The sequence below is a fragment of the Leucobacter coleopterorum genome, assembly GCF_011382985.1.
Classification (GTDB): domain Bacteria; phylum Actinomycetota; class Actinomycetes; order Actinomycetales; family Microbacteriaceae; genus Leucobacter; species Leucobacter coleopterorum.
In genome coordinates, this window is record NZ_CP049933.1 from 2,073,030 (window position 1) to 2,091,123 (window position 18,094).

Sequence of the window (18,094 nt, forward strand, 5' to 3'; positions counted from 1 at the left end):
TCTTCGAAAATCGTGCGGCGTGTCGCAGCCAAAACCACTTCAGTCTCGCCGCGGGTCCAGCAATCCGCGCCCATACCGCCGCTCGACAGGCACTTGCAGATCCTCGCAGAGTGCGCGCCACACGTCGCGCGCCTCAACACCCCGAGCGAGCGCCTCCTGCGCCGTTCCACCCAGCACCGCAAGCCAGTGATCCCGAACGAGCACCCGCGAGTAGTCGGTGCCAAACTCCTCAGCACAAGCACGCTGAAACTCACTCATGCGCAAAGCAGGATCCTCCATCCAAGAACAGTGAAGCGCCCGACCCCAAGGGGAGTCGAGCGCTTCAACCGCGCACTACACGTGCACTCCATAAAGTCTATGAGACCAGTTCGGCAGCGTAACCCGACATGAGCTCCGCAGGAACAGTATCGGGAACCCGACCGGGCAAAGGCATCGAGAGCCCCTCAACTACCGCGAGACGCTCACTCACCTCACCCATAATGATCGAGAGCGGCGTATCCAGCGCATCAGCAACGGCTGCGAGAATCTCGCTCGATGCCTCTTTCTGGCCACGCTCAACTTCGCTCAGGTACCCGAGCGCAACACTTGCCTCACCAGCGACCTGTCGCAGCGTACGTCCCTTTTGCAAGCGGAAGTCACGCAGTACATCGCCGATCTCTTGCCGCATCAGCACCATGTGAACCCTCCTTCGCTCGCATGACCCCCAGGCCATGCTTACACACTACCCGCCCACGACCCGTTCGTCGCGGCGATAACACCACCCAGTTTGACTGGTGTCACTGGGAATAACCCAGAGACTATCGTGTCTATTCCTGAAACTTCCCTGAAGTTGAGTCAACTCGGCTCAACTATTACGAAATATTCAGGTTCAGGACCCCAAAAACCGCCGAATCACAACACTTTCGAGAGGAATTCCTGAGTTCGAGTTTGTTGCGGTGAACCGAATACTTGATCAGGGGCACCCTGCTCCACAACAACTCCATCCGCCATGAACACAACACGGTCGCACACCTCGCGCGCAAACCCCATCTCATGCGTAACCAGCACCATGGTCATACCAGAGGCGGCGAGATCACGAATGACCTGCAGCACCTCGCCCACCATCTCGGGATCCAGCGCCGATGTCGCCTCATCAAACAGCATGATCTGCGGCTCCATCGCAAGCGCGCGAGCAATCGCCACGCGCTGCTTTTGCCCACCAGAGAGCGAGGACGGCCTGGCATCGGCCTTCTCAGAGAGTCCAACCCGCTCAAGCAAAGCGAGAGCCGCCGCGCGAGCCTCAGCCTTGGTCTTGCGTCCAAGATCAACCGGCGCGAGCATTACGTTTTCAATCACCGTCATATTCGGAAACAGGTTGAAGTGCTGAAACACCATGCCAACGTGCTGCCGCACCTTATTGATGTCAGTCTTGGGCGAGGTAATCTCAAATCCGCCCACGGTTACATGGCCTGCAGTTGCCTGCTCGAGACCGTTGAGGCACCGCAGGATCGTAGACTTACCCGACCCAGAGGGCCCGATCAGCGAGACCACTTCCCCCTCTGCCACCGCGAGGTCGATCCCGCGCAACACCTCGTTGCTGCCAAAAGACTTGCGCAGCCCCACAACCTCAATGATTGCGCTACCCGACTCACTCTTCACGGTATTCTCGTTCACTTGTTTACCCTCTTATCCACCAGGTTGGCGAGCCAGGTCAGCAGCGTGATGACAACGAAGTACATCAGGCCAACAATGATCAGCATCTCGGTCGTGCGGAAGTTTGCCGCGTAGATCTGCTGAGCCTGGTAGAGCAGCTCAGCAAAGCCGATCGTGAGCAGCAACGAGGAGTCCTTCAGCGTGATCACAAGCTGGTTGATAATCGAGGGCATCGTAATTTTGGTCGCCTGCGGCACCACCACACGCTGCATTGAGCGCCCCCAGCCGAGTCCCAGCGAGCGAGCGGCCTCCATCTGACCAGGATCCACGGCCTGCAGGCCGCCGCGAACGATCTCGGTGAGGTATGCGCCCGCGTTGAGAGACAGCGTTGCAACACCCGCCATAAATACGTCTCCCGGCGATCCGGTCAACTGCGGTAACCCGAAGTAGAACAGGAATGCCCAAACAAGGATCGGCGTACCTCTAAAAATCGCCACGTACACGGTCGCGATGCCGCGCAAGATTCGCGACCCCGATATCTTCATGAACCCAAAGATCAGGCCAAGCACCAAGGCAATGGCAAACGAGACAACAGTGATTGCGAGCGTGTTCCAGAGACCCTTCGACAGCGCGGGCCAACTCTGCTGCAAGAGTTCGAAGATGTTTCCGTTCGAGCTGGCCTGCGTCTCTGGCGCGGCCAGGTAGCGATCCACAATCTTTTGGTAGCCACCGTCGGCTTTGAGGCGAGCCAGTCCGTCGTTGAAGGACGCGAGCAGTTCCGAATTTTTGCCCTTCGCCACCGCAAAGCCGTACTCGCCACCCGGAATCTTCTCGGTCACAACCTTGAGCCCGTTACCCTGGGCGATCCCGTAGGCCAGCACTGGATAGTCGTCAAAAACAGCCACAGCCGACTTGTTCTTCACTGACTCGTACATCGTGGCCGACTGGTCAAGCGCCTTCACCTTGAAGTCGTACTTCGTGGCGAGCTTCTCAGCCTCAAGCAGCCCCTGGGTGCCCGATTTTGCTACGACAGTCTTACCCTTGAGGTCTTCGTAGCCCTTGGTGTCGTTGTCGCTCGCGGCGACCGCCATCTGCACACCGGACTCGAAGTACGGCTCCGAGAAGTCAAAGATCTCTTTGCGCTCGTCGGTGATCGACATTCCGGCGATCACACCATCGGCCTGCCCCGCCTGCACAGCCGACAGAGCAGCCTGGAAACCAAGCGAGCGGATGTCTACTTTGAATCCCTCTTGCTTCGCGATCTCCTGGATCATGTCCATGTCGATACCAACGAGGTCGCCACTCTTTGTGTCACGGAATTCAAAGGGCGCAAAGGTTGTGTCGGTCGCGATGACGTAGGTAGGGTTGTCATCCGCGGTCTTGTGCGGGCCCGCGCTCAGCGGTGTGGCCGTTGCGGCGGCAGCCGTACCCAGCAGCAGCGTCGCAGCAAACGCGGCGGCTAGGCCAACTCGCAGACGGCGCCAGGGGTGTATCTTGGGCACTCGTTCTCCTCAGGAAGTGGGCCTCACCAGAGGCTTCCCCGGCGAGCGTATCTCGAAAAGAATATATGCTGATTGGCGGTGTTGACCAATCGTGTTATGTGAGCCGCCCAAGCACCAACTCAAGTGCGGCTATCACGGTTTCGTTGCGGATCGCAGCGCGATCACCCTTGAGTGAAAGTCGCACGGCCTCTGTGCCACTCGCATCGCTCACGCCCAGCCATACCGTGCCAGCGGATTGCTTTGTTTGCGGGTCAGGATCGGGTCCCGCAACGCCCGTCGTTGCGATTCCGATGTCTGCTGGTTCAAGGTCGTCCTCGCCCGGCACAGAGCACGCAAACCTCACGCCTGCCGCCATCTGCCTCGCGACCTCGCCGTGCACGGGTCCCTGCTCGCGCAGCAGCGTGAAATCGACCCCCAGCAGCGAGTGCTTGAGGTAAGTGTCGTAGGCGACAACTCCCCCTGACACCACTCGCGAGGCACCCGGGATTCCCACGAGCGTGTCGACGAGCAGTCCACCGGTGAGGGACTCGGCGACGGCGATCCTCACCCCGCGTTCTTTGGCGGTCTCAACCAGTTGCTCCGCAAGGTTGGTTCGGGATCGCGCCGTCTTAGCCATCCGTGCGCTCCTGGCACGCCCGTGCGCGAACAAAAGCGACGATGTAGTCGATGCCACTCGCGATGGTCAGCACAACGGCGATTGTCATCGTGATGATGTTGGCCCAGGTCGCGATGGGGGCCGCATCGCCCATGACGCTGGCGAGTGGCAGCAGCGCAAGCGTGATCGCGACTGACTGCGCGACCGTCTTCAACTTGCCCATCCAGGCTGCTGCGACGACCACGTTGTGTGCGACCATCAAGCGGTGAACGGTGATCCCGATCTCTCTCACGAGCACAACGATGGTGATCCACCAGGGAAGCTCGTTGAGGATCGAGAGGCCCACGAGTGCGGCCCCGGTCAAGAACTTATCGGCGATGGGGTCGAGAAGTTTGCCGAGATCGGTAATGAGCCCACGGGAACGGGCGAGATGGCCATCCCAGGCATCTGTCGCGATCGCCAGCACAAAGAAAGCGGCGGCGGCCCAGCGCCAAGGGCCAAGCGCTCCCCCGTCTGCGAGCAGCATCCAGAGGAAAAACGGCGTAGCGACGATCCTCGCGCCGGTGATGATGTTCGGTGCGTTCCAGTTACTCACCCGAGCAGCCTCAGCCATTAGTCGCGACCCGTCAGCTGCCAGGCGTCTTCGTCGTCATCGCCGTCGTCGACCTCTTCGAGTGTGGCCTGGTACTTGGCGACGGGGTCGTCGTAGCGGTCGTCTCCGAAGCCGCTGTCGCTGAGTTCCTTGCCGCTCGCCCGGGCCTCTAGCGGATCCAGCACATCGGTCACGTTCTCGGCGCTCGCGAAGTCCTGTGGCTCGGCAGGAGGGGCCTGCGGAGTTGGCGTGACCGCCGGAGCCGCCGGGACAGCTGGAGCAGCTGGCGCAACGAAGACGGCTGCCTGCGGTGCCGATGCGGCAGAGGGCGCACCCTTGATCTTGCCGAGAACCTCTGCGAGCTGCTCAGGCGAGACGAGCACGTCTCGCGCTTTCGATCCTTCGGAGGGTCCCACGATGTCGCGGGACTCCATCAGATCCATGAGACGCCCGGCCTTTGCGAAGCCGACGCGCAGTTTGCGTTGCAGCATCGAGGTGGAGCCGAACTGCGAGGACACAACAAGCTCGATCGCGGCGAGCAGCACGTCGAGATCATCGCCGATGTCTTCGTCTATCTCCTTCTTCTCAGCGACCTGAGCAACGTCTGCTCGGTATTCGGGTTGCGCCTGAGCTTTGACGTGCGAGACCACCTGGGCGATCTCGGACTCGTTAACCCAGGCACCCTGGACGCGCATCGGAGTGGATTCGCCGTTGAGTAGCATCAACCCGTCACCCTGACCGATCAGGCGTTCGGCACCAACCTCGTCGAGGATCACACGAGAGTCGGTGCCGGAGGCCACAGCAAAGGCGTAGCGGCTCGGCACGTTTGACTTGATGACGCCGGTCACAACGTTGACGGACGGACGCTGGGTGGCCAGCACGAGGTGGATGCCTGCGGCACGAGCGAGCTGCGTGATGCGCTGAATCGAGTCTTCAACATCGCGCGGTGCCACCAGCATGAGGTCGGCGAGCTCATCGACGACCACAAGCAGGTACGGGTAGGGCTTCAGCACACGCTGGCTGCCCGCGGGCAACACAATCGACCCTGAGCGCACGGCGTCGTTGAAGTCGTCAATGTGGCGAAAGCCGAAACTCGCCAGATCGTCGTAGCGCATATCCATCTCTTTAACGACCCACTGGAGCGCTTCCGCTGCTTTCTTGGGGCTCGTGATGATGGGAGTAATGAGGTGCGGCACGCCCTGGTAGACCGTGAGTTCTACGCGCTTCGGGTCGACGAGCACCATTCGCACCTCAGCGGGGGTCGCCCGCATCAGGATGCTCGTGATCATCGAGTTAATGAAGCTCGACTTACCAGAACCAGTGGCACCCGCCACGAGCAGGTGGGGCATCTTGGCGAGGTTCGCGACCACGAACCCACCCTTCACGTCTTTGCCGACACCAATAGTCATGGGGTGTTTGCTGCGCAGGGCACGGTTGGATCGCAGTACGTCGCCAAGTGCAACGTTCTCGCGATCTTTGTTCGGGATCTCAATGCCGATGGCACTCTTGCCCGGAATCGGCGAGAGAATGCGCACCTCGTTTGAGGCGACAGCGTACGAGAGGTTCTTCGACAGTGCCGTGACCTTCTCAACCTTCACACCTGGGCCAAGCTCGACCTCGTACTGCGTGACCGTCGGGCCACGCGAGAAGCCGGTGACTCGAGCGTCAACCTTAAACTCTTCGAACACACGCGCCACCGCGGCCATAATGGTCGTGTTTGCCTCGGTTTGCACCTTCGGAACATCGCCGGACGCAAGGGTCGACTGGTCGGGCAAGTGGTATTCCGCCTGAACCGGCGCGTGCGGCGGCGCGACAGCGAAGGGAGTCGTGGGGGCGGCGTCGACAACGGTGGGTTCGTCTTGCTCGGGCTCACCCCAGGAGTCATCGCTGAGGCCGGATGCGGGCGCCACTGCCGCGGCCTGCACCGCGGTCTCCGCTTGGTCGAGGTCGTCAAACAGGCCAGTAGGAAAGACTGATGTTTCTGGCTCGGCCTCAAGGGCCGAATCAAACGCACCATCGGCTGCCTTGTCGCTACCCTCCAGAAGTTCGTCGAGCACATTAGGGGCTTCAGAGTAGTCAGGGTCTTCCTCGCGGCCCGATGAGTTGCGGCGCCACCATGGCAGCGATCCGCTTTCGCCGTCGCCCTCGACCTCTTCCAGATCGAAAAGTGCATCGTCTTTGCGGGACTTGCGCGCCTTCTTTGTGGGCTGCTGCACCGCCTCGGATTCTTGAGCCTCCGCAGCGGCATCGCTCACACCAAAGAGGAACGCATACGCCTCTCGCAGACGACGCACGATGCGACCGGGAGGTGTCTTTGTGACAATCAGCACAGAAAACAGCAGCAGCAGGAACAGTACCGGTGCCGCAACCCAAATGGTCATCGTGAGCAGTGGTGTGCCGACCATCCAACCGAGCAGGCCGCCCGCCTCTGCGAGCGCGGGCATGCCAGCCTGCGGTTTTGGCTGCCCGCCATAAACGTGAGAGATACCTGCGATGCTAGTGATCACGAGGAAGAGTCCGATTGCGATGCGGCGGTTGTCATTCACGCTCGATGGATGGTTAAACAGCCACATCGCAAACCCAACCATGATGATCGGCAAGCCAAAGGCGACTCGACCAAACAGGCCGCCGAATGTCCAGGCATCGAGTTGCACCGCGATCGGCTGCCCGATCATGAACCACTCGACAATTGCACCGATAACGGCGAGCAGCACAAGCAGCATCGGAATGCCATCGCGGCGGTCTTCAGGTGCGAGCGGCTCGGTTCGGAAAGCGCGGGCTGCGCCTCCCACCGCGTGAGCGAGACCGTTCCAGGAGCGCACTAGCACACCCTCGGTGGGTTCAGCTTCTACTAGCACCTTCGTTTTTGCGGTCGCCCGAGTACCCGAGCTGCGGGAACCCGGAGCTGCGGGCTTCCCCGATTTTCCGCGCGAAGAAGCTTTGGTTGCCATGCGTACAAAGGTACATCCCCCACTGACACTGACACCTCACGCAGGCGGCGCGCCCAATATCGCTGCATCTCGCCCGTGTGCACGCAGATTGTGGTTAAGCGCTCAGTTAGGAACAATCTGCGTGCACACGACGAGAACGGCTTCGTCGACGCCTATGGATCACCTTCGCTCACAGCCACTACAGTTTTGCAATTCTGACCGATCGTGGGGTTTGCTGTGGATAACGCATTCAGGGCGCCCTCTTGAGCGAAACACTCGTAATACATGACCAGAAATCTGACTCCCCTTGCCCCGAACTTACAAGGCTCGGCTTTCACAGTGTCCACGGGGATTCAGCATGGACCTACACCCCAATCTGTGCGGCATCAGCGCTTCATCCGCCCGCACCACGGAGTAAGAACGTTGCGAGTGTAGGTTCCAAAAAACGAGTTCGACCAAGACAGAGCTCAACGCTTGGCAAGCGACTATGCCCCCCCTTCTTCGTGCGGGCGAGGCGTTCAGTCACACCACCGCACTACTCCTGCTGAAAGTACCAGTGCACACGCATGCCGAGGTACACGTCACGGCCCCGGTTCCCTTGGGTCCTGCTCGCGGCAAAAATGTACTGGGTCACAGATCACGCCAGGCGTTCAAGCCGCTTGAGGGCGTCTCAAAGCGGCACTCAAGACGCAGTTCATGCGGCAGGCGTCGCGCGTCACGTCCGCGTGAGGCGCGGGTCACACGCGCCTCACGCGCACGTCAACGACGCCGCAGGCCGCGCACGACCTTCTTCACGAGCGGGAGGCCCTCAGTCCAGACCGAATAGCCGGGGCCCGGGCGGTCCCACGAGCCCGCGAGCAGGTTCTCGTGCGAGGCCCAGCCCTTCTTGAACGTGGTCACGCCGTCGTTGATCAGACCACCAAAGTCGTAGCGCTCGATCCCGAGCTTCTTCATCTCGCAGATCGCGTGCCACTTCAGTGCGTAGTTCGCGCGCAGGCGCTGGCCGGTCTCGTTCATGCCCCCGTAGAGCTCGAACGCGGTACGCGAGGACTTCGCCAGGAACAGGAACGCAACCGGCTTGCCATCGACATAGCTCGCCCACACAGGCGCGTCCTTTCCGAGCATCGAAAACGCGTCATGGTAGTAAGAATCCTCGTGCAGCCCGAAATCGGCGCGCTCGCTGGTCTCGCGATACACATCGAGGCACTCGTCGAGCTGCGCGGCGGTGGTGACGGCGCGGATCTCGAGGCTCTCCTCACGGCCAGACTTGCGCACGTACTGGCGGTGCTTCTTGCTCATGTCGCGAATCAGGTCGTCTTCAGACAGACGCAGGTCGAGGATCAGCGTGCGCGCGGGCAACACGGGCGTTTTTGTCTCACGCCAGCCGGATCCCAGCTCAAACTGGCCGGCATCCTCATCAGGCTCGATTGACACTGCGACGGCCTTACGCGAGCCACGCACATACTCGGCCACTGCGTCGGCGACCTCGGTGGGAGCTGGTGAAGCGGCGGGAAGATCAGGATCCTGGGCCGACCGCGCGAGCACCGGCCCGCGGGGCGCGTACACGAACCCCCAAGCGGCCCGGGCAACGCACGGGTCAGCAGCTGGCACGCACCCACGACCGCACCGGAAGCATCAGTAACAAGCACACGCTCCGCGCTCCAGCGGTGAGCCGACTTCAGGTCACCCCATCCCCAGAGCTGCAGCGGATGCCCGCCAAGCTCTTTGACGGTCGAATCCCAAACGGCACGATCAGTGCACGGGCTTACGGTGAGGGAGCTCAAGAACGATTCCTTCCGAGTTTGCTGGACACGAAATTGGTGAGTTCAGCAAGTTCTGGTGATTTGAGTAGGCGAAGGCCAACTATGTAGACAATGGCAACCAAAGCAGCATCTACCGCCGCAAATACCAATGCAAGAACGATTCCGTAATTAGGCAAAAGCTGCCCGATCAGTACGGTCAACAGGAGGCCCACCACAAGAGCGGGAATCGCCGCGATGACGTATCGAGAAAAGCTCGCAAGTATGCGTGTGGCGTCGATAAAACCGATTTTACGGCGCAACAGCACAACGGCCAGCACGGCCTGCAAAATAATGCTGAACCCAAAAACGACGCCGTATGCAGGGCCGATCAGATCCTTTGGCAGCACCACCAAGCAGAGCGTTAGCGCAACAAGCAAAACGATCTGCACAGTCGTAAAAAAGAAAGGCGTGCGCGTGTCAGAGAGCGCGTAGAAAGAGCGTTGCACAACGAACAAGAAGCTGTACGCGGCAAGCCCCACCATGTAACACTGCAACACGATCGCAAACTGCTCGACAAGCTGCGGACTACTCCCGAGGCTAAACACGTAGCTAATAAAGGGTGCGGCAGAGAAAATGGCGACAGCAGCGAGCACCATGACAAGCGAAATCTGTCGGGCTGATGCGGAGAAGTCGGCACGGAACGCCGCAAGGCGACCGCTCTGGCCGGACTCGGCGAGTCTCGTAAAGTAGGCCGTACCCAATGAGACCGCAATCACCGAGTGCGGCAGCATGAAGATCAGCCAAGCATTTTGCATTGCAGCAGCAGACGCTCCATCACCCGTTGCAAGATTAATGACACGCTGGGTGATCAACCCACCAAGCTGCATAACGGTGATTGTCGCAAGGCTCCACCCTGCAATTTTCCCCGTGTGAGAAAGCCCGGTACCGCGCCATCTGAAGTCAGGCCGAAATCGAATGCCGACCCGGCGCCAGGAGGCAAAGAGCACGACGGCTTGCGCAATTACTCCGAGCGTCGCGCTGCCCGCAAGCACAGCGATCATGATCGGCGTCCAGTCCTCTGGAGTTCGGGTCCCGTCCCTATCCGACCCAAACATGATCACAAACACGACGATGCCCACTATGGCGACCACGTTATTCAATACCGGCGCCCAAGTAAATGGACCAAAGACACTGCGCGCGTTCAGCACCTCACCGAGAACTGTATAGAGCCCATAGAAAACGATCTGTGGAAGACACCAGTACGCGAATGCAATAGCGAGGGCCCGCTGTGGGTCTCCCCAACCAGGTGTGAGTAACTCCATGATCCAAGGAGCCACCGCCATCACAATCGCAGTACCGGCGGCAAGCGCCACTAACACCAGAGTGAGAATCTTATTGATGTAACCGGCACCACCGTCGGCACCTTTGGCCGCTTTCACGATTTGCGGCACCAGCACAGCGTTGATCATGCCGCCGGCCATGATCATATAAAGCGTATTGGGAAGCAAGTTTCCGTTTGCAAACGCATCCGCCGATTTCGACTCGACCATGCCGATCGCAAACACAAGAAGCATTGCCTTGGCAAACCCAAGCACCCGCGACACCATCGTTCCCGATGCCATCACCGCGCTTGAGCGCATCAAACTAGCTGCCATTAGTAGTAGGGATCCTTCCGCACAGCGAGCGACCATCTTCTCATGAGTCGGTCGCCGAGCTTTACCCAGAAACTGTAGGCGCGACGATTGAGAGGCAGCTCAAAGGCGCCAACGTAGTCGGTAATCTCGGGTGCGAAGGAGCGCTTAAACTGCCCCACACCGTGCAAGGGATGCGATTTGTCATCGGCACGATCGGCGGGCGGCGCACCACAAAAGTCGTGCACAACTGCGCCGCGCTCGTTCGCCCAGCGAATCACTTCCCACTGCAGCGCGTGCGAGGCCCCGTAGGCGTTCTTCGCTCGCACCGAGGCGCCATCTTTGTAGGTGGTCTTCGCACCGAGCGCCATCGCAAACGCGCCCGCAACAAGCTCGGGTGAGCCGTCAGCACCGACAGCATGCGCAAAGAACATCTGCCCAGTGCCCTCGCGCTTAAAGGTCTGCCAAAACTCGCGGTAGTACTGCTCACTGCGCAGTACAAAGCGCCCCTCGGCGGTCTCGCGCAGCAGCTTATACAGCGCAGCACAGTTCTCGTCGCTCGCCATGACGCGGGTCACCGCGATACCGTCGCGCCCCGCGCGATTGATTGCGTTGCGGGCCTTCTTGCCAAGACGGGCAAACACCTCGTCTTCGGTACCCGACACGTCCATCAGCACGGTCGAGGGGTTCGGGATCACGCGCACCGTCTCCACGTACCCGTCCTGCTGAATTGCAGCCGCAGCATCAAGCCCGAGCCGGGGCTCGATCTTCAACAGAAACGCACCGCATGATCTCGCAAACGAAGCCACCGCAGCAGAAACCTCAAGCACCGCGGCAGCGTCCTCACCTGCGGGCCCAGCGGGCAGGTGCCACCACTCCCCCAGAAACGGCACCCGCTTCGCGAGCACCGAGACGGCAATCGCTGGGCGATCCGGCCGGGTCACCACCAGCCGATACTGCCGATAGCGCCCTTCCTTCTGCTTGACGTCGAGGTAGCAGCTACCGCCCCAGACCTCGCCACCACCGGGATTGGCAGCGACAAGAGCATCCCAATCGGCGTATTCCCGATCGGTTGCGAGACGCGCAGCGACCTCGCCGCCGCCCGCAGTACGCGCGACGACGCGAGACACGAGCTACACCACCACCACGACTGGAACGATCATCGCCTTGCGACGCAGCTTCGTTCCGACCCAGCGACCGACTGTGCGACGCACGATCTGCTGCAGCTGATGGTGATCCTTCATACCCTCCTTCATGGCCTGCTGCAGCGCATCGGCGATCTGGGGCTTGATCGAGTCGAAGACGTGCTGGTCCTCAGCTACACCCTTGGCGTGAATCTCGGGGCCCGACACGATCTGCGCGAGGCTGGTCTCAACCACGGTGATCACCGAGATGAACCCTTCTTCCGCCAGCGTGCGGCGATCCCGCAGGTCATCGTCGGTCACTCGTCCGACGCTCTTACCGTCGACATAAATGAAGTCGATGTCGATCTGGCCGACCGCGCGCGCGACGCCGTTCGAGAGATCAACCACCGTGCCATTTTCGGCGATGACAGTGCGGTTCTGCGGCACACCCGTCTCAATCGCGAGTGCGGCGTTTGCCACGAGCATGCGGTATTCGCCGTGGATCGGCATCACGTTCTTCGGTTTCACGATGTTGTAGCAGTAGAGCAGTTCGCCCGCGGCGGCGTGACCCGAAACGTGCACCTTGGCATTGCCCTTGTGCACGACGTTGGCACCGAGCTTCATCAGTCCATCGATAATGCGGTAAATCGAGGTCTCGTTACCGGGGATTGAGCTGGAGGCCAGAATGACCGTGTCACCCTCGCCGACCTCAACCTGGTGCTCCTGATTGACCATGCGACTGAGCACAGCCATAGGCTCACCCTGCGAACCGGTGGACATGTAGACGATGCGGTGATCCGGAATGTCACCGCTCTTCTTCAGGTCAACGATCACGCCGTCTGGCACGTTGAGGTAGCCAAGATCGGAAGCGATTTTCATGTTGCGCACCATCGAGCGGCCGAGCAGCACGACACGGCGGCCGTTGGCGTGCGCGGCGTCGAGCACCTGCTGCACGCGGTGCACGTGGCTCGAGAAGCTTGCGACCACAACCTTGCCGCGGGTCTTTGCGATGACCTGTTCGATCACGGGTCCGATGTTCTTCTCGGAGGGCGTGAACCCGGGCACGTCAGCGTTGGTCGAGTCGGTCATGAAGAGGTCAACACCCTCTTCACCGAGGCGGGCGAACGCGCGCAGATCGGTGATGCGGCCGTCGAGCGGCAGCTGATCCATCTTGAAATCACCCGTGCCAATAACAAGGCCGGCCTCGGTGCGGATCGCAACCGCGAGCGCATCGGGAATCGAGTGATTGACCGCCACGAACTCAAGATCGAAGGGCCCGTAATTGACGCGGTCCCCTTCTGCGACCTCACGAGTCTTCGGGGTGATGCGGTGTTCCTTGAGCTTGGCCGAGATGAACGCCAGCGTCAGCTTGGAGCCGACCAACGGGATGTCTTCACGCTTCTTCAGCAGATAGGGGACGCCACCAATGTGATCCTCGTGGCCGTGCGTCAGCACGATCGCGACGATGTCGCCGAGGCGATCCTCGATCTTGGTGATATCGGGCAGGATCAAATCCACACCCGGGTGCTGCACCTCTGGGAAGAGCACACCACAATCGACGATCAGCAGTTTGCCGTCGATTTCGTAAACGGTCATGTTTCGACCGACCTCACCGAGACCACCCAGCGGTGTGATGCGCAGGGTGCCTTTCTCGAGTGCGGGCGGAGCGTAAGGCGGATTGGGCACTGGGCCTCCTGTTGTTAGCGAGTGGTGCCTGCGATTTTGGGCAGGGCACCGCCGGCAGCCGCGTTGCGGTCCGGCCTGAAGTTTGAAAGATCGATGCCGAGTACATCTGCGTTTGGCAGGCTGCTGACGAGCGACAACTCATCTTCAATGAGAGCGGCTTCCCACTCTTCCGGTCCAACCAGCGGCAAACGCACACGCGGGCTGCCAATGCGCCCAAGGCCGTGCAAAATGTACTTCGCAGCAACCGTGCCGGGCACGTGCGTCATGACGGCGCGCACGAGCGGCTCGAGGCTCTGGTGAGCATCGCGTGCGGTATGCAGGTCGCCAGCGTTCACCGCGTCAACAATCACGCGGTACGGAGCCGCAGCGATATTCGCGGTAACGCCAATGAGTCCCGTCGCACCAATTGCGAGATGCGGCAGCACGTTGGCATCGTCACCCGAGAAGTACATGAGGTCAGTCTGGTTCAGCACGCGGCTGACCTCACTGAAGTCACCCTTTGCATCTTTCACCGCGAGAATGTTCGGGTGTTTTGCGAGGCGCAAGATCGTTTCGTACTTGATCGGAACGCCTGTGCGACCCGGGATGTCGTACAGAATGACAGGCAAGTCGGTAGCGTCGGCCACCATGCGGAAGTGCGTGAGCAGACCGGCCTGGGTTGGCTTGTTGTAGTAGGGCGTGACGATCATGACACCGTCTGCCCCGGCCTTTTCACTGGCCTTGTAAAGCTCGATGGCGTGTGCGGTCTCGTTAGATCCGCCACCCGTAATCACCTTCGCGCGCCCACCGGACACCGACTTTGCGACCTCAACGAGCTTGATCTTCTCGGGGTCGGTGAGTGTGCTCGTCTCGCCGGTCGTGCCGGTCACGACGATGCCGTCGGCACCACTCACGATGCAGTTATCGATGTGCTGTTCAACAGCGACCCAGTCGACTTCGCCGTCCGCCTGGAACGGAGTAACGAGCGCAACGAGGACCTGTCCGAAGGGATTTTCTACGTTTGCCACCGTACTAGGCTACCGGACATTACTGCGCTCGCCGCCAGAACCCCGCCGATTGCCCGTGTGTGGATCAGGCGAAGATCGGTCGCGTACCCAGCGCTCGAAGCAATAGCCGAGCCCTGAAGCCGCTGTGAGCGGGGTTCCCGGATCCTGCAACCGCCAGGCCGGGTCACCCTCAAACTCGGGCGCAAACGTGTCGGCATCGGGCACGTCGAGCTCGATCCGCGTCACCACGAGTTCATCGGCAAGCGGCAGGGCCTCGCGGTAAAGCTGTCCCCCACCCATGATCCAGGCGTCTTCACTGGCGTAGTCAATCGCGGCGGCGAGGGAGGCCACCACGGTCGCGCCCTCCGCCACGTAGTCGGGATCACGCGTCACCACAATGTTCACGCGCCCCGGCAGCGGCCGAAACCGCTCGGGCAGCGACTCCCAGGTGCGGCGCCCCATAATCACAGGGGCACCCAGCGTCACACGCTTGAAGTGAGCCAGGTCTTCGGGCAGGTGCCACGGCATCACGCCGTCTCGCCCGATTGCACGGCCACGGGCTTCGGCCCAGATCATGCCGAGGCGATGCGTCATACAGCCACCGGCGCCTTAATTCCGGGGTGGTGCTCGTAGCCAACAACTTCAAAATCGTCGAGAGTGTAATCGAAGATCGAGTCCGCCTTGCGAAGTTTAAGTTGCGGGTACGGGAAGGGATCCCGAGCCAGCTGCCGCTCAACCTGCTCGACGTGGTTGTCGTAGATGTGGCAGTCACCACCGGTCCACACGAATTCCCCCGGCTCAAGCCCGGTCTGCTGCGCGATCATAAGGGTGAGCAGCGCGTAGCTTGCGATGTTGAAGGGCACACCGAGAAACATGTCGGCCGAGCGCTGGTACAACTGGCACGAGAGCTTGCCATCGGCAACGTAGAACTGGAAAAACGCGTGGCACGGCGCGAGCGCCATCTGGTCGAGTTCTGCAACGTTCCAGGCTGAAACAATCAGACGACGCGAATCCGGGTTCACCCGGATCTGCTCGACCACCTGCGAAATCTGGTCAATGCTCTCACCGTTAGGAGTTGGCCAGGATCGCCACTGTACCCCGTATACGGGCCCGAGGTCACCATCGGCGTTCGCCCACTCGTCCCAGATCGTCACGTCGTTCTCACGGAGAAATCCGACGTTGCCCTCGCCGCGCAAGAACCACAGTAGCTCAACCGCGACGGACTTAAAGTGTACGCGCTTTGTCGTGATCAGCGGGAAAGACTCGGCGAGATCAAAACGGATCTGTCGCCCAAACAGGCTACGGGTGCCGGTGCCGGTGCGGTCCGACTTTGGGGTGCCGGTCTCCAGCACTTCGCGCAACAGGTTTTCATAGGGAGTCAGGATCGCAGTCACCCCGCAAGTGTACCTCCGATGCGATCAAAAACGGCCTGGACCCCACCGGGATCCAGGCCGTTCTCTGTCAGCAGACGCGACTAGTTGAGTCCGTCATCAAACACGTCGACGGCGGAGGTATCGTCACTCGCGTCTGCCCGCGAGAGCACACGCCCGTGGAAGAAGTCAGGCTGCGCCTTCGCCTGAACAAACATCAGCACGACGCCAAGCCCGAGCACAACAACACCAATGATGCCTACAAGACCGATGCCTGCGATGTTGCTGCCCGATCCGAAGTCGGGATCCATGCTGTCGATGGTGGTCTGCACGAACACTACAAGCAATAGGATGCCACCAATCGCGGGAAGCACGATCTTCGAGATCATGGAGCTGAGTCCTTCGCGGCGCGCTGTCTTGCGGAAGTACCACGGGCTCGCGAGAGCCGTAATGCCGTAGTAGAAGCACACCATCATGCCGAGCGCGGTGATCGTGTCCCAGAGCACGTCCTCGCTAATGAAGCGCATGACCGCGTAGAAAACTGAAGCAACAATCGAAGACCACAACAGTGCCACGTAGGGCGACTTGTACTTCGGGTGGATGCGCTTGATCGAAGAGGGCAGCGCCTTGTAGTGCGACATCGCGAGCAGCGTGCGTGCGGGAGAGATGGCGGTCGAGTTGATCGAGGCCAGTGCGCTCACAAGAATCGCGAGCGACAGCAGAATCGCAGCCGGCCCCATGACGGGGTGCGCGAGAGCTGCAAACACGTTCTCGGCAATGTCTGGGTTGTTGAGGCCCGTACCGGTATCGCCGAGGCCGGAGTAAGCAACCGTCGCCGCGGCGGTGCCGACGTAGAGCACAACGAGGATCGCGACAAGAATCATCGCGGCTTTACTCTCGGTCGAGAGACGACCCTTCGATGGTTTGGTCTCTTCGCCCATGGTCAGCACGGTGTCCCAGCCCCAGTAAACAAAGATCGATACGGCAATGCCCGCTGCAAAGGCGCTGAAACTATCCACCTCAAGCGGGTTAAACCACGAAAGGTCGGGCATTTGACCGGCAGCATTATTGGGATCAGCCGCACCGATAAACATGGCAGCGATGAACCACACCAGCACGGCCATCTGGAAGACAACGGTGATGTACTGGAACACTTTGGTAGAGGTCATGCCCCGAAACGAAATGAACGTGGCGATCGCCATGAACGCGAGACACACCGCGATGTTGATGAACTTGTTGCCCGCAATCTCAGCGATAGAAGGGTCATCAAACAAGATACCAAGCGATTGGAAGAGAAACTCTACCGCGATGCCGGCGAGGTTTGAGAGCACCAGCACGGTCGCGGCGATGAGGCCCCAGCCCGCCATCCATCCAATCCACGGGCCGAAAGCGCGGGTGGCCCAGGTGAACGACGTACCCGAATCGGGCATGGCCGAATTCAGCGCGCGATATCCCAGCGCTACCAGCAGCATGGGAATGAAGCCCATGAGAAAAATTGCGGGGGTTTGATGCCCGACTTCGCTGGCTGCGGGACCGATCGCGGCAGTCAGGGTGTACGCCGGGGCACAGGTCGAGATCCCGATGACGAGTGCACCAAGCACACCAACAGTTCCGGAGGGAAGCCCTTTCTTACTGATCCCGGTGACTGAATCGAGTGTTCGAGTCTCCGGTGCGGGGGCATTCAGGTCGTATTTGGCCACGTGACATCCGTGCTTTCTGGCGCGTTGAGCGCTCATTGCTCTAAGGAGAAATGATCATTCCACGGGGTCATGGGGCCCCGACGCTTTCTCCCCGCGGACGATTGTAAGCAGAACCTGCGAAAATGCCTAATTTACGTGAGATTACCTTCGGATTTCGTTGCGTTCCAGCGAGATCGCCTGTCGTATGGCCCCTCGAGCCCGTTTTCGGTCGCCACAAGCGTCATACACGATTCCAAGCCGCATCCAAGCCTGCCAAGAGCCGGGATCAGCCTCGGCTTCTGCCTGATATCGCGGAAAAGCCGCGTCGGCTTGTTCCCGGTCGGGTCGCCCGGTCGGCGAAACGTCAACCCGCTCGTCGGGCATGAGCCCCGCTTGCTCGAGGCGATCCGCAAGCCTGGTGGCCTGCCTGCCAAACATGATCTCACGCAGGAGCGCCCAGACCCCAATGATCGGCAGTATGAGCATGGCTACACCCATGACAATCGGGATCGCTTGTCCCGAGGCTAGCAGCGCCATCGCACGGATGCCAACAAACCCGAAGTACAGCACCAGCAACACGCTGATGGTGACGACGCCAAGGATGGCGCGTGATCGTGCTCCCATA

General features: G+C 60.5%; 16 protein-coding genes. All 16 read right to left on the bottom strand.

Annotated elements, in window-relative coordinates; genetic code table 11:
- Nucleotides 1-39: 39 nt before the first annotated feature.
- Nucleotides 40-258: a DUF3046 domain-containing protein gene (locus G7066_RS09780; protein ID WP_425280724.1), complete on the bottom strand. Its 219-nt coding sequence runs from the start codon at nt 256-258 to the stop codon at nt 40-42.
- A gap of 97 nt (nt 259-355) precedes the next feature.
- Entirely contained in the window at nt 356-676 is a 321-nt protein-coding gene (locus G7066_RS09785) for a helix-turn-helix domain-containing protein (RefSeq protein WP_166289147.1), read from the bottom strand.
- Nucleotides 677-891: 215 nt separating this feature from the next.
- Complete coding sequence (locus G7066_RS09790; protein ID WP_280116154.1) at nt 892-1,653, bottom strand: amino acid ABC transporter ATP-binding protein; 762 nt, start codon at nt 1,651-1,653, stop codon at nt 892-894.
- Nucleotides 1,650-3,134: an amino acid ABC transporter substrate-binding protein/permease gene (locus tag G7066_RS09795; protein ID WP_244302899.1), complete on the bottom strand. Its 1,485-nt coding sequence runs from the start codon at nt 3,132-3,134 to the stop codon at nt 1,650-1,652. The genes G7066_RS09790 and G7066_RS09795 overlap by 4 nt, the downstream gene beginning before the upstream one ends.
- Nucleotides 3,135-3,228: 94 nt before the next feature.
- Nucleotides 3,229-3,750: a CinA family protein gene (locus G7066_RS09800; RefSeq protein WP_166330761.1), complete on the bottom strand. Its 522-nt coding sequence runs from the start codon at nt 3,748-3,750 to the stop codon at nt 3,229-3,231.
- The gene (pgsA, locus tag G7066_RS09805) at nt 3,743-4,342 is read right to left on the bottom strand and encodes a CDP-diacylglycerol--glycerol-3-phosphate 3-phosphatidyltransferase (protein ID WP_166330763.1); all 600 of its coding nucleotides are present in this window, start codon (nt 4,340-4,342) and stop codon (nt 3,743-3,745) included. The genes G7066_RS09800 and pgsA overlap by 8 nt, the downstream gene beginning before the upstream one ends.
- A complete protein-coding gene (locus tag G7066_RS09810; protein WP_166330765.1) occupies nt 4,342-7,272 on the bottom strand; it encodes a DNA translocase FtsK in 2,931 nt (976 codons plus the stop codon). The genes pgsA and G7066_RS09810 overlap by 1 nt, the downstream gene beginning before the upstream one ends.
- A gap of 738 nt (nt 7,273-8,010) precedes the next feature.
- On the bottom strand, nt 8,011-8,817 hold the full coding sequence (locus G7066_RS09815) for a lipid II:glycine glycyltransferase FemX (RefSeq protein ID WP_244302900.1): 807 nt from the start codon (nt 8,815-8,817) through the stop codon (nt 8,011-8,013).
- Between the two features lie 214 nt (nt 8,818-9,031).
- Entirely contained in the window at nt 9,032-10,648 is a 1,617-nt protein-coding gene (gene murJ, locus G7066_RS09820; RefSeq protein WP_166330767.1) for a murein biosynthesis integral membrane protein MurJ, read from the bottom strand.
- On the bottom strand, nt 10,648-11,754 hold the full coding sequence (locus G7066_RS09825) for a lipid II:glycine glycyltransferase FemX (RefSeq protein ID WP_166330769.1): 1,107 nt from the start codon (nt 11,752-11,754) through the stop codon (nt 10,648-10,650). Before G7066_RS09825 ends, murJ begins: the two co-directional genes overlap by 1 nt.
- Before the next feature lie 3 nt (nt 11,755-11,757).
- Nucleotides 11,758-13,434: a ribonuclease J gene (locus G7066_RS09830; protein ID WP_166330771.1), complete on the bottom strand. Its 1,677-nt coding sequence runs from the start codon at nt 13,432-13,434 to the stop codon at nt 11,758-11,760.
- Between the two features lie 14 nt (nt 13,435-13,448).
- A complete protein-coding gene (gene dapA, locus G7066_RS09835; protein WP_166330773.1) occupies nt 13,449-14,441 on the bottom strand; it encodes a 4-hydroxy-tetrahydrodipicolinate synthase in 993 nt (330 codons plus the stop codon).
- A gap of 9 nt (nt 14,442-14,450) precedes the next feature.
- Nucleotides 14,451-15,014 (bottom strand): dihydrofolate reductase, encoded by a 564-nt coding sequence (locus tag G7066_RS09840; protein WP_166330775.1) that lies wholly within the window; start codon nt 15,012-15,014, stop codon nt 14,451-14,453.
- The gene (locus tag G7066_RS09845) at nt 15,011-15,814 is read right to left on the bottom strand and encodes a thymidylate synthase (protein WP_166330777.1); all 804 of its coding nucleotides are present in this window, start codon (nt 15,812-15,814) and stop codon (nt 15,011-15,013) included. The genes G7066_RS09840 and G7066_RS09845 overlap by 4 nt, the downstream gene beginning before the upstream one ends.
- 80 nt (nt 15,815-15,894) lie before the next feature.
- The gene (locus tag G7066_RS09850) at nt 15,895-17,490 is read right to left on the bottom strand and encodes an APC family permease (RefSeq protein WP_205881421.1); all 1,596 of its coding nucleotides are present in this window, start codon (nt 17,488-17,490) and stop codon (nt 15,895-15,897) included.
- Between the two features lie 141 nt (nt 17,491-17,631).
- Nucleotides 17,632-18,093, bottom strand: a complete 462-nt coding sequence (locus tag G7066_RS09855; protein ID WP_166330781.1) for a tetratricopeptide repeat protein — start codon at nt 18,091-18,093, stop codon at nt 17,632-17,634.
- Nucleotide 18,094: the final 1 nt, after the last annotated feature.